The organism is Anabaena azotica SJ-1, assembly GCF_047275885.1.
Classification (GTDB): domain Bacteria; phylum Cyanobacteriota; class Cyanobacteriia; order Cyanobacteriales; family Nostocaceae; genus Trichormus_B; species Trichormus_B azotica_A.
In genome coordinates, this window is the sequence record NZ_CP178454.1 from 1,422,902 (window position 1) to 1,435,933 (window position 13,032).

The 13,032-nt window shown below is 39.6% G+C and carries 11 protein-coding genes and 1 pseudogene; 10 read left to right on the forward strand and 2 right to left on the reverse strand.

All coding sequences use genetic code 11. From position 1 onward, the window contains the following. Positions 1 to 483: 483 nt before the first annotated feature. From tig to ACLLO5_RS06160, 5 genes are all read left to right on the forward strand, one after another. Complete coding sequence (gene tig, locus ACLLO5_RS06140; RefSeq protein ID WP_413174600.1) at positions 484 to 1,863, forward strand: trigger factor; 1,380 nt, start codon at positions 484 to 486, stop codon at positions 1,861 to 1,863. Positions 1,864 to 2,102: 239 nt separating this feature from the next. Further along, complete coding sequence (gene clpP, locus ACLLO5_RS06145) at positions 2,103 to 2,801, forward strand: ATP-dependent Clp endopeptidase proteolytic subunit ClpP (RefSeq protein ID WP_413174601.1); 699 nt, start codon at positions 2,103 to 2,105, stop codon at positions 2,799 to 2,801. 10 nt (positions 2,802 to 2,811) lie between these two features. After that, a complete protein-coding gene (gene clpX, locus ACLLO5_RS06150) occupies positions 2,812 to 4,152 on the forward strand; it encodes an ATP-dependent protease ATP-binding subunit ClpX (RefSeq protein WP_413174602.1) in 1,341 nt (446 codons plus the stop codon). A gap of 88 nt (positions 4,153 to 4,240) precedes the next feature. Next, the gene (locus ACLLO5_RS06155; RefSeq protein WP_413174603.1) at positions 4,241 to 5,134 is read left to right on the forward strand and encodes an alpha/beta fold hydrolase; all 894 of its coding nucleotides are present in this window, start codon (positions 4,241 to 4,243) and stop codon (positions 5,132 to 5,134) included. Positions 5,135 to 5,182: 48 nt separating this feature from the next. Continuing rightward, the gene (locus tag ACLLO5_RS06160; protein WP_413174604.1) at positions 5,183 to 5,626 is read left to right on the forward strand and encodes a DUF29 domain-containing protein; all 444 of its coding nucleotides are present in this window, start codon (positions 5,183 to 5,185) and stop codon (positions 5,624 to 5,626) included. 58 nt (positions 5,627 to 5,684) lie between these two features. Here ACLLO5_RS06160 and ACLLO5_RS06165 read toward each other — a convergent pair whose 3' ends face one another. Beyond that, positions 5,685 to 6,671 carry a GntR family transcriptional regulator gene (locus ACLLO5_RS06165; protein ID WP_413174605.1) on the reverse strand — a complete coding sequence of 329 codons (987 nt, stop codon included), beginning with the start codon at positions 6,669 to 6,671 and terminating at the stop codon, positions 5,685 to 5,687. A 197-nt stretch (positions 6,672 to 6,868) separates the two neighbouring features. Between ACLLO5_RS06165 and ACLLO5_RS06170 the strand changes: the two genes are divergently transcribed. Then, entirely contained in the window at positions 6,869 to 7,612 is a 744-nt protein-coding gene (locus ACLLO5_RS06170) for a dienelactone hydrolase family protein (protein ID WP_413174606.1), read from the forward strand. A gap of 88 nt (positions 7,613 to 7,700) precedes the next feature. Beyond that, positions 7,701 to 8,603, forward strand: a complete 903-nt coding sequence (locus ACLLO5_RS06175) for a S1 RNA-binding domain-containing protein (RefSeq protein WP_413174607.1) — start codon at positions 7,701 to 7,703, stop codon at positions 8,601 to 8,603. Between the two features lie 67 nt (positions 8,604 to 8,670). On the opposite strand, the gene ACLLO5_RS06180 is transcribed toward ACLLO5_RS06175, so the two are convergent. Then, the gene (locus tag ACLLO5_RS06180; protein WP_413174608.1) at positions 8,671 to 9,159 is read right to left on the reverse strand and encodes a hypothetical protein; all 489 of its coding nucleotides are present in this window, start codon (positions 9,157 to 9,159) and stop codon (positions 8,671 to 8,673) included. 174 nt (positions 9,160 to 9,333) lie between these two features. On the opposite strand from ACLLO5_RS06180, the gene ACLLO5_RS06185 reads away from it, so the two are divergent. The 3 genes and pseudogenes from ACLLO5_RS06185 to ACLLO5_RS06195 all read left to right on the forward strand — a co-directional run bounded on the left by ACLLO5_RS06185 (position 9,334) and on the right by ACLLO5_RS06195 (position 12,954). Continuing rightward, a complete protein-coding gene (locus ACLLO5_RS06185; protein ID WP_190558436.1) occupies positions 9,334 to 9,546 on the forward strand; it encodes a helix-turn-helix domain-containing protein in 213 nt (70 codons plus the stop codon). Between the two features lie 123 nt (positions 9,547 to 9,669). Further along, positions 9,670 to 11,922 carry an FdhF/YdeP family oxidoreductase gene (locus ACLLO5_RS06190; RefSeq protein ID WP_413174609.1) on the forward strand — a complete coding sequence of 751 codons (2,253 nt, stop codon included), beginning with the start codon at positions 9,670 to 9,672 and terminating at the stop codon, positions 11,920 to 11,922. Positions 11,923 to 12,113: 191 nt separating this feature from the next. Continuing rightward, positions 12,114 to 12,954, forward strand: a pseudogene (locus ACLLO5_RS06195) (Uma2 family endonuclease). Positions 12,955 to 13,032 lie beyond the last annotated feature (78 nt).

Genomic DNA, 13,032 nt, shown 5'->3' on the forward strand with positions numbered 1-13,032 from the left:
ATTAGGCCATTATCAGCGAGTAGTAGAGAATGTTGACGTATAAAAAATCTGGATACGGAATTAAGGTAAAATTGATTGAGCGGTTGTGGACAAGTTCAAGATCGTAATTTGAATCCTACTGTCAATTTAATAAATGCCCCGATAGCGTAGCTTGGCGTAAGCCATATTATAGAGTACGTATAGCAGATGCGGAATTTAAGCCTGTAAACAAGAACCCGCCTTTCGGGCTTGTAAAAAGCAGGAAGCAAACAGCAAAACGCTCGATTGATAGAAATATGAGCCATTTGCATTAGTTTTGTGTTGCATAAGCACCAGCCTTATAAACTGGTAGAAGCAGGAAGCAAACATCAAAATGTTCTAGTTGTTTATCTAAACTATGAACTATTTGTGTAGTTATTGTGTTGCACATCAAGTTAATAACGCAAGCGATACGCTTCTTGTGTGTACTCTCAAGATGAAAACACCAAAAAACAGAGACAAAGCATGAAAGTTACCCAGGAAAGACTTGAGAAAAGTCAAATTGGACTAGAAATAGAGATTACACCAGAAATTACCAAACAAAAATACGAACAGGTCATTAGAAATTTAAGTGGTACTGTAAATATTCCTGGGTTTCGCAAAGGCAAAGTACCCCGGCAGATATTATTACAGCGCCTGGGCGTAGGTCGCATCAAAGCAGCCGCCCTGGAAGAACTAATCCCTGATGGCATTGAAAAAGCAGTCAAACAAGAAGCAATTTCAGCCATTGGTCAACCACGATTACGCTCCTCTTTTGATGAATTGATTAATAATTATGAACCTGGGAAAGCCCTGACTTTTTCAGCCGCTGTCGATGTAGAACCAGAAGTGATTATTAATCAGTACACAGGTTTTCAACTGCAAGCAGAGGAAATCAACTACGATTCCACAAAGGTCGATACCGTTTTAGACAAAGAACGGCAACAAATGGCCACCTTGATTCCCGTGGAAGGACGAGCAGCCCAAATTGGTGATATCGCCGTAGTTGATTTTAAAGGTGTAATTACCGGTGAAGACGAATCAACAGAACCTACACCGATTCCTGGTGGAGAAGCAACTGATTTTCAAGTTGAATTGCAAGAAGATAAGTTTATCCCCGGTTTTGTCTCCGGTATGGTGGGAATGAACCCTGGAGAAACCAGAGAAATTCCGGCTCAGTTTCCAGATCCTTATGCTAACCAAGAATTAGCTGGTAAACCCGCGCTGTTTACCGTGACACTCAAAGAGATCAAGGAAAAAGAACTACCGGAATTGAATGACGATTTTGCTCAAGAAGTGAGTGAATTCGAGACTTTGGCCGAATTGCGGGCATCTTTGGAAGAACGATATCAAAAAGAAGCTCAAGATCAAACCAAAGCCAACAAGCAAGAAGCTTTGTTAGCAGAACTGATCAAGCACGTGGAGATAGATTTACCCACAACCTTGATTGACCAAGAAGTTGATGCCATGCTCACACAAACAGCAATGAAACTGTCAGAGCAAGGATTAGACGTGAGAAAGCTGTTTACTCAAGATATTATTCCTCAATTGCGGGAGCGATCGCAGCCAGAAGCAATAGAGCGTCTTAAACGTTCCCTAGCCCTCCAAGAAATTGGCAACCGCGAATCCATCCAAATTACATCCGCAGAAATAACAGCCAGAGTCAATGAATTGTTAGCACAGTACGCTGACGAAGAAATAGACGAAGCAAGACTGCAAACAGTGGTGGAAAAGGAACTAAAAAACGAAAAAATTATTGATTGGCTTTTAGCAAACTCATCTGTGGAACTAGTACCAGCAGGTTCCCTCAGCACTACAGAAGAAACTGATTCAGAAGCTCAAAGCACTGAGGAAGCATCAGAATAGTGTGTGGGGGAGATTGGGGAGATGGGGAAGATTGGGGAAGATGGGGAAAATGGGGAATAATAATTTATTCCTCCTGATAGCGCAGCGTGGCGTAAGCCATACCCCCAAACTTCAACAGGAACAAATTAAATAAGGCATAATGGTTAAGACATAGCTCAAATACAAATTCAACTTCTGCAAAAATCAGCCATAACGGCTACAAACTCTGTTCCACTTAACTTATTGTTAAATATTCTTGTATGCTTGTATCGCAGTCGGGAAATTACCCAATCAGCAGCTTGAGTCCCATCAGCATTAGCTGTAACTACAGCAGTCCTAACAACATAGTACCGATGGTTGTAGAACAATCCGGTATGGGAGAAAGGGCTTTTGACATTTACTCCCGCCTACTGCGAGAGAGGATTATTTTTTTGGGAACACCAATAGATGATAATGTAGCCAACTCAATTGTGGCGCAATTGCTATTTCTGGACGCTGAAGACTCAGAAAAGGATATTCAACTTTACATTAATTCTCCTGGTGGCTCAGTCTACGCAGGAATGGCAATCTATGATACAATTCAGCAAATACGTCCCGATGTTGTTACCATCTGTTTTGGACTAGCTGCCAGTATGGGGGCATTTTTGTTAACGGCTGGAACAGCGGGAAAACGTATGTCTCTACCTGACTCCCGGATAATGATTCACCAACCCCTTGGTGGCGCTCAAGGACAAGCAATTGATATTGAAATTCAAGCGCGAGAAATTCTTTACATTAAGGGCAATTTAAACCAGCTAATGGCCAAACATACTGGTCAACCATTGGAAAGAATCGAAGCAGATACGGAACGCGACTTTTTTATGTCGGCAGAAGAGGCAAAAAACTACGGTTTGATTGATCAGGTTATTTCTAGACAAAATCTCCCCACAGCAGGGGAAAACGTCACCATTCTGAAATAAGAGGCTTGGTATGTCTAAGTACGACTCCCATTTAAAATGTTCGTTTTGCGGCAAGTCTCAGGAACAGGTGCGTAAATTAATCGCGGGTCCGGGAGTCTACATCTGCGATGAATGCGTTGACTTGTGTAATGAAATCTTAGATGAGGAGTTGCTTGATACGAATGGTGCAGCCTCCCAACCAGCACCACGGTCAGAACCACCTCAAAAACGCCGTACCCGCTCTGCGAATATCTCGTTTAATCAAATACCCAAGCCTAGAGAAATTAAAAAATATTTAGACGAACACGTTATTGGTCAAGATGAAGCCAAAAAAGTGTTGTCAGTCGCTGTTTACAATCACTACAAGCGGTTGGCTGTAATCCAGTCTAAAGGTAATGGCAAGGGTGGAGGCGATGATGCGGTAGAAATACAAAAGTCTAATATTTTATTAATGGGTCCGACTGGTTGCGGTAAAACCCTATTAGCGCAAACTCTGGCTAAAATTCTGGATGTACCCTTTGCCGTAGCTGATGCTACAACTCTGACAGAAGCAGGCTATGTGGGGGAAGATGTGGAAAATATCTTGCTGCGACTTTTGCAAGTGGCAGATTTGGATGTTGAGGAAGCACAGCGGGGAATTATCTACATTGATGAAATTGATAAAATTGCCCGTAAGAGTGAAAATACTTCAATTACGAGGGATGTTTCTGGGGAAGGTGTACAGCAAGCTCTGCTGAAAATGCTGGAAGGAACTACTGCAAATGTTCCCCCCCAAGGTGGACGTAAGCACCCTTATCAAGACTGTATCCAGATTGATACTAGTAACATCCTGTTTATCTGTGGTGGCGCTTTTGTCGGGTTGGAAAAAGTTGTAGATCAGAGAGTGGGTAAAAAGTCAATTGGTTTTGTCCAATCTGGTGAAGGTCAGTCTAAAGAGAAACGAGCCGCTGATACCCTGCGTCATCTTGAACCTGATGATTTGGTGAAATTTGGTATGATTCCCGAATTTATAGGGCGGATGCCGATGGTGGCGGTGGTAGATCCTTTGGATGAAGAGGCGCTAATGGCAATTCTTACCCAACCGCGCAGTGCTTTGGTGAAGCAATACCAAAAACTGCTGAAGATGGATAATGTGCAGTTAGATTTTAAACCAGAAGCTTTGCGAGCGATCGCACAAGAAGCTCATCGACGCAAAACTGGGGCGCGGGCGCTGCGGGGTATTGTGGAAGAACTGATGTTGGATGTGATGTATGAGTTGCCATCTCGTAAAGATGTAACTCGCTGCACAGTCACCAAGGAAATGGTGGAGAAACGTTCAACTGCCGAACTTCTAGTACATCCATCGTCACTACCTAAACCAGAATCAGCGTAATTGGGGAGTCAGGAGTCAGGAGTCAGGAGTCAGGAGTTCTTTCATCTTGGCTATTGACTTTTGATTTTTTAATTTTTAACTGTGAAAAATGGCTTATATAAATGTTCGCGGAGTAGAGCATTATTACGAATGGATGAAACAACCATCAAGTGTGGTCAAGCCAGTGATGGTTTTTATTCATGGCTGGGCTGGTTCATCCAGATATTGGCGCAGTACGGCTGAGGCTTTATTGTCAAAATTCGACTGCTTGCTCTATGATATGCGCGGTTTTGGGCGCTCTGGTGGTAAACCCACCATTGTCCAAGCTGGTGAGTCTGTGGTTGAGTCACAGTCAACTGAAGAACAAGGTGAAGCTATTGCTGAGTTAAGTTATGAATTAACAGAATATGCTGAAGATTTAGCTGCTTTGTTAGATGGGTTGCAACTTCAGCGTGTTTATATTAATGCTCATTCCATGGGCGCTTCCGTTGCGACTTTATTTTTTAACCGTTATCCCGAACGAGTAGAAAAGGGAATTTTAACTTGTAGTGGCATTTTTGAATATGACGAAAAAGCCTTTGCTGCTTTTTATAAATTCGGTGGATTAGTAGTTAAATTTCGTCCTAAGTGGTTAGCTAAAATACCTTTAGCTGACAAGATGTTTATGGCTAGATTTCTCCATAGTCCTATTCCCAAATCGGAGAGACAAGCTTTTTTACAGGATTTTATTGATGCTGATTATGATGCAGCATTAGGAACAATTTTTACTTCTGTTAGTAAGGCTCAATCGGAATTGATGCCCGCAGAATTTGCTAAATTAACAGTCCCAACATTGCTGGTGGCAGGTGAATATGACATTATTATTCCCGCAGAAATGGGACGAAAAGCAGCAGCATTAAATGACAAAGTTGAGTTTGCTGTAATTCCTAAAACTGCACATTTTCCGATGTTGGAAGACCCAGAAACGTACTTAGAAAAGGTGCGAGAGTTTATAAATAATTGATAATTGAAAGTGTGTTATTTTAGAGAGCGGTAACTAGGAGGTAATTTTATGACAGTTACTACTAATTTACAACAACTCTATGGAATTGATGATTATGAATGGTTGTTAGCAAATATTGAGTTATTAAAACAAAGGCGGTTTGATGATTTGGATTTAGAGAATTTAATTGAGGAGTTGCAAGATTTGGGAAATGAAAAGAAAAATGCAGTTAAAAGTTTATTAGAACAAGTTATTAGACATTTATTATTACTGCAATATTGGACAGAAGAAATAGAAATAAATGGTCATCATTGGCAATCAGAAATTTTGGGTTTTCGTTATCAACTGGAGGACAGGTTAACAAGTAATTTACGAGTTTTTCTAAATCAGGAAATAGATCATATTTATCAGAGAGCTTTAAAATATGTGTGTGTAAAAACTAAGTTTCAAGTAGATTTTCCTGAAGAATGTCCTTATACTGTTGAACAGTTGTTAGATATTGATTATTTATAATTAGGTGACAGGTGACAGGAAGAATTAAAAATTAAAAAACTCCTGCCAACTGATTAATTTAAGTTAAACCCAGTTCTCGTTTGAGCAAATTAATTGATAGAGAACCAATATAGTTTTCACAGCGAATTAGTTTGGGTGGACGAATGAGGTCTTCTAAAACTGTTTGTATTGTTGCTTGTGCATTTAAATAACTGACTTGATCGGTACAAAAGATTATTTCTGAGCGTTTAACGATCGCGTGTAGTTTATATGCATCCTTTGGTTGGGAAGTCATGACTAATAGTTCATCACCGCGTAATCCGTGAAGGATGACTTCTGTAGCTCTGAGAATGCCAGGACTGAGGCTAACTATACCAATACAACTGGCTTTGGGTAGGCTTTTTACTACATTGAGTTCTTTGGCGTAGTCGTGAATATCTAGGGGAATGACACGCACAGCTTTAGGGGCGGCGATCGCTTCTACTTCTCCGATAAAATATCGACTAGTGACTACAGTGGCTGAGGTAGTTTGGTCGAGTACGGCTACTAATTCTTCCATTGCTACCAGTTGGACAGGAATTTGTAGGGATTCTTCCAACTCATCGGCCATCAATTCTCCAGCGCCGATGTCTTGAGATGGTGCTACTACAAGCACTCTGGCACTACAACGCAAGCGCCAGTCAACTTCCGCTAAAAATAGTTCCCGTGCTTGATTGAGAGAACAACCTTGACCAAGTAAGTCATCTAAGGTTTGTTGAACTATTTTATATGCTTCGGGATATTGTTTGAGAATTGGGGACTGTAACCTACTTCCACCCTCATGACCTTGAGAACGGACATAAATTCCTGAACCGGCTAGACTTTCGACAAATCCTTCTTCTTCCAACTGGCGGTAAACTTTGCTAATGGTATTGCGATGTAAACCGGTTTGCATTGCTAACGCCCTGGTACTGGGTAATTTATATCCGGGTGAATACTGGCCGGATGCGATCGCAAATCGGATTTGATTGAATAATTGAGCGGAAGCGGGAATTTCACTGTCTGGCTGAATACGGAATTGAATCATCACCAATTCTCCTAATAGCTGGTAGCTACAACTAAATCAGATGCATTGCTACCTGTTAAATGTATTATTAATGGGTTAAATGGCTGAGGGTAATATTACTAATGTTTTCAATCTAGCTAGTTGATAATTTAGTGATAAACATCCTGCAAATATTGGCATATTTATATCAAATCATAAAAGATTGGTAAACAATTATTATGACAGACCTCTCCATAGTTACTACAAAAGTTAATTTGCCCCAAGATGATTGCCAAATTGAGGCTTATCTAGCAAAACCAACAGAAACAGGTATTTATCCCGGAATTGTGGTCTTACAGGAAATTTTTGGGGTTAACGTTCATATTCGAGATGTGACAGAACGGATTGCTAAACTGGGATATGTGGCGATCGCCCCGGCACTTTTTCAACGTCAAGCCCCTGGATTTGAAACAGGTTACACCAGGGAATCTATGGAAGTTGGTAGAACTTATGCCTGGTCACAAACCACAGCCCCGCAACTCTTAAGTGATATTCAAGCGGCTATTAATTACCTCAAAACCCTCCCAGAAGTTAAACCAGACAAGTTTGGCTGTATTGGCTTTTGTTTTGGTGGTCATGTAGCATACCTAGCGGCTACACTCCCTGATATTCAAGTCACCGCGTCCTTTTATGGTGCCAGAATTACCACTTCTACCCCCGGAGGTGGAGAACCAACTATTACCCGTACAAAAGATATTCCAGGCACTATCTATACTTTCTTTGGAATAGAAGATGCCAGCATTCCCCAAACAGAAGTAGATCAGATTGTAGAAGAATTAGAAAAATATCACATTTCCCATCGTGTGTTTCGCTACGATGGATCTGAACATGGGTTTTTCTGTGACCGTCGTGCCAGTTATAATCCTATAGCTGCTGCTGATGCTTGGGAGCAAGTGCAACTACTGTTTAGCCTACTGCGCTGACCATCTCACCTGTCTGTAGTCAGTAGCTGAGGAAAAAACTCATAACTGACGACTGACAAATAACAAATAACAATTTATCTTCAAAGTCATGAATTCCGAATCAAAAAATTCTCAAACAGCCAATTCGTCTTTTTCAATGGACGATTTTGCTAAAGCACTGGAAAAACACGATTACCAATTTCAAAAGGGACAAGTTGTACATGGTAAAGTGTTTCAGCTTGACCATGACGGCGCTTATGTTGATATTGGGGGCAAATCGTCTGCTTTCCTTCCCCGTGATGAGGCTTCTTTGAGAGTAGTAACTAATTTATCGGATGTGCTACCGATGAATGAGGAACTAGAATTTTTGATTATTCGGGATCAGGATGCTGAAGGTCAAGTAACCCTTTCTCGTAAACAGTTGGAAATTCAGCACGTATGGGATAAGTTAACCCAAATGCAGGAAAATTCCCAAACTGTACAAGCACGAGTAACGGGTGTAAATAAAGGTGGGATTACAGTTGAAGTTCTCTCTTTAAGAGGATTTATTCCGCGATCGCATCTTGCTGAACGTGATAACCTAGAAGCACTCAAAGGTCAAACCCTATCTGCTGGCTTTTTAGAAGTCAACCGTAATACCAAAAAACTTATTCTCTCCCAACGGTTAGCAACTCGTTCCAGCAACTTTAGTTTATTAGAAGTCGGTCAATTGGTAGAAGGAAAAGTTACAGGTATTAAGCCTTTTGGTGTATTCGTAGATTTAGAAGGTGTTAGCGCCTTACTACACATCAAACAAGTCAGCCAAAAATTTATTGAGTCTTTAGAAAAAGTTTTTCAAATTGGCCAACAAATTAAAGCCGTCATTATCGACTTAGATGAAGGTAAAGGTCGAGTAGCTATTTCTACCAGAGTTTTGGAAAACTTCCCTGGTGAAGTAGTAGAAAATATGGCAGAAGTAATGGCTTCAGCAGAAGCGCGTGCTAATCGGGCGGCTAATAAACCGGCAGAGTAAAGAGATGGGGAGCAGAGGGGCAAGGGAGCAGGGGAGAAAGAAGAATAGATCTTTTGCCTTTTGCCTCTTACACCCATAACATCGTTTTTTTCTGGTTGTAGCTGCTTCTGAGTTGATCCAATGTTTCTGAAGAAAATGCAAAATTAATTAATGTAATTAATTGCCACCAAGTTTGTAATACAGACTCCGAAGTAGCTGCACTAAACTGAAGAGTAAAAAACTCTGCCCACCAATGGGGAGCGTGTTTTCTTTCGGTATAACTATGATGTTTACGCCAGCGTTTACGCCATTTGGTACAGTCTTGGCTAGTTGGTGTACCTACTGCGATAATTGGCGGAAAATCGGCATAACTGACGAATTTGCTTAAACCTTTGCCGTGGACATAAACCACATATCGCCAGCACTCCACGGTATAAATATTTTCAACACAGATTTGGAACATTACGCAAACGGCTTTTTCTGTGACAAATCGTGCTTGTGGATGAAGCGTTGACGATTTGTGAACAATTTTTGATGAGCAAATAGGTGTTGTTTTTGGCTGGAAAGATGATACCATAAAAATACCTGTAACTAGAGTGGATTTTTGCTTCGTTGGTTAACGCAGGTAAAAAAAATTCTGGTTAACAAAGTGTTTTGAATGCGATCGCTTTTCAGTTTCCAAGGCCGGAGGCGATCGTTTTATCTGATACAATACATTAAACGATACAATTCAATCGTTTGTCAATAGTCAATGGGGCTGATTAAGCTAAGAATTCGAGAATTTGCTGATGAGAAGGGTTGGACGCTGAAGGATGTGTCTGACCGTTCTGGTGTAGCTTATAGTTCTGTGAGAGCCTATGCAAGAGCGCCAGGACTAGCTATGGTAGACTTTACATCTATATTAAAGATGGCTCGCGCTTTGGATGTGATGATTGAGGATTTAGTGGAAGTAGTAGAAGAGTAATTTTTGGCGTTGTTGATTAAACAAAGGATTAGTTTCCCGCAAAGAAGTAAAAACGCAAAGTGTGAGATTTTGAATTTTTCGTCATTATTATAGTTAGTAAAGCGCCTGAATATTTGGCTAACTATGGATAATTTACCCGAAAGCAAGTCTAACTCCCCTGCTGGGGGTGGTTTACCCGTGATTCAGTATTGGGTAGAACAAACTCTCTCACCACAAGGGTTAAAATTATGGCAAACTTTAAACCATAAAAGTGCGTGTTTATCCTGTGCTTGGGGTACGGGTGGACAAAAAGGGGGGTTTGTCAATGAAGCGGGAGAATATTTACAACGCTGTGCTAAGAGTGTAGAGGCGATCGCAGCGGAATTACAACCAGGGATTAAAAAAGATTTTTTCCAGCACCATAGCATTAGTGAATTACAACAACTGACTTCTCAAGAGTGCGATCGCTTAGGTAGACTTAGTTATCCTCTCATACTCAGATCAGGTTCATCCCATTATCAACGCATTAGCTGGGAAGAAGTTTATCAAATCGCTACATCAGCCTTTAGTTTAGCACCAGAACGCATTGCTAGTTACAGTTCTGGACGTTCATCCAACGAAGCAGCCTATTTACTACAATTATTGATGCGATCGCTTGGTAGTAATAATTTAGCAGATTGTTCAGATTTGTGTCACGCACCCTCAACAGTGGGGTTAAAAAAAGTTTTCGGTTCAGGCACATCAATGGTAAGTTTAGAGAGCCTAAAACATAGTGATTGTGTAGTTTTAATAGGTTCTAACGCACCAGCAAATCATCCGCGATTGATGAACGAATTGATCAAATTGCGAGAAAGAGGCGGTAAAATAATTATTATTAACCCACAAATAGAAATAGGTTTAGTTAAATTTGCATCTCCTGCATTTCCCATCAAATCATTACTTACAGGAGGTTCAGATATATCTTCTTTATATCTGCAACCAATTCCTGGTAGTGATGTCGCGTTATTTGTAGGCTTACAAAAATCCCTGATTGAACAGAATTTAATTAAAATAGAATACCTAAAATTATATACAAAAGACTGGCAACAAATTATAAATTATGCCCAAAATACACCTTGGCAAAATATTATTAAAACCTGCGGTTTATCCCAAGAAGAAATCACAGCCACAGCTTATTTAATTGGTAAATCAGAAAGAGTAGTTTTTGCTTGGGCAATGGGTATAACCCAACAAGCAAACGGAGTTGATAACATTTTAAGTATAGCAAATACAGCCTTAATTACAGGCAACGCAGGTAAACTTGGTGCGGGAACAATGCCAATTCGTGGACATTCCAACGTCCAAGGATTTGGTTCAATGGGTGTGACTGTAAACTTGCGCGAAGAAATCAAACAAGCACTATCCCAACTATTAGGAAAACCCCTCAGTGAAACACCAGGTTATCATACCCGTGAATTAATAGAAGCATCAGAAATAGGAAAGATAGATACTCTATTTTGTTTAGGGGGAAATTTGTATGCAGCTAACCCAGATTTACAACAAGCAAAACAAGCCCTATCGCAAATAGAAACCATATTTTATGTATCTACAAAGCCCAATTTAGGACATTTTCACGGATTAGCTAAAACGCAAACTTTAATTTTACCTGTATTTAATCGCTTTGAAAATCCCCATAAAACCACAACAGAATCAGGTAATAATTTTGTCCGGTTAAATGATGAAGGGAAAAGTCATTTACAACCACATAATTCTGATTTAATTTCAGAAATAGAATTAATTACAGCAATTGCCCATCGTTTACATGGTGAAAACCCAATAAATTGGCGTAAATTACAAGATACAGTTTATGTCAGGGAGTTAATTGCTAAAACCATTCCTGGTTATGAAAAAATAGGTGATATTGATAAAACTAAAGAAGAATTTATCATTGAAGGGCGGATTTTAGAAGAACCGAAATTTCCAACATTTGATGGGAAAGCGCGGATGTTGGTTACACCTTTACCGCAATTATTTTTACCAAATAAATCAGATTTTGGAGTTGAGGAAAATCAATCAGGAATTGTAGTCATATTAGGAACAGGACGCAGTTATGGACAACATAATACAGTAGTTTATCGCAGTGAAGATAAATATAGAAATATACCTCATCGTCATTGTATATTAATGAATATTTTGGATTTAAAAAAAGCAGGATTTCAGGAACATCAACGAGTTACAGTCAAAGGTAATGGGGGAGAATTAGATAATATAGAAATTATTTGTGGTGCAATTCGTGAAGGTGTTGCTTTTATGTTTTATCCTGAAGCAAATGTGTTATTTAAGGCGAAAATTGACCCGAAAAGTGGGACACCTGCATATAAAAGAGTCCCCGTTTTTGTTTATAGTAAAACATCATAAATATCTCGTTCCCAGTCTCCAGACTGGGAATGATATCAGGAGTCTCTGACTCCACTTTAAAAAGAAGGTAGAACCTTTAAAAATTCATTTCCGTACAGAGTATGGGAACGAGAAATTAATAATTAAGAATTATTAACTATGTTAGAATATATAATATTACAAACTCCATTCCTCAAGTAGTTGATAAAACTATGGTTGAGCAACTTTTAATCAATGAAATTGATAATTGTGATGTACCAGATGCCAACTTCTTAGTTACAGAAGATGATACACCTGTGGATAATCTCGCATCTGCCAAACAACAACGTCTATTAGTCGGTTCTCTTTACAGTTCTTTACAAAACCAAGTTTTTTTAGCTGAAGCCAATGTTGGTGTTTATCATACCTATGGTGAACCTGCTATAGTTCCTGATGTATTTGTGAGTTTTGATGTCCAAACTCCTCCAAACTGGTGGGAAAAACAAAATCGTTGTTATCTAGTTTGGAAATTTGGAAAATCACCAGAGGTTGTCATTGAAATTGTTTCTAACCAAGAAGGTCAGGACTTACGCAACTGGCATATTAGTAGGGTGCGTCAGACTTCATAAATCCTGCAAATAAACAGATATTTGATATCTGACGCACCATAAAATAGATGTTTGGTGTGACACTTGCGTAAGTCCTAAAGGTGAAGAACTAGGTAAAAAACTGCAAATTTATGAACAAATGCGAGTTTCTTATTATATTGTATATGATCCACAAAAACAATTAGGAGAAAAAGCTTTAAGAATATATACTTTTAAAACTAGAAGATATGTAGAAACAACAGACTATTGGTTAGCAGAAATTGGTTTAGGTTTAACTTTATGGACTGGAGAATTTGAAGGTAGAAATGATACTTGGGTGCGTTGGTGTGATCAAGATGGTCATGTTTTGATGACTGGTGATGAAAGAGCAGCACAGGAAAAACAACGCGCTGAAAATGCTGAACAACGTGCTGAATTATTAGCAGAAAGATTGAGGGCGTTGGGTGTAGATCCTGATAGTATTTAAAAGTGACCTTTTATATTATCTTGTTTATTTTGTTCCCAGTCTGGAGACTGGGAATGCTATCAGGAGTCTCTGACTCCA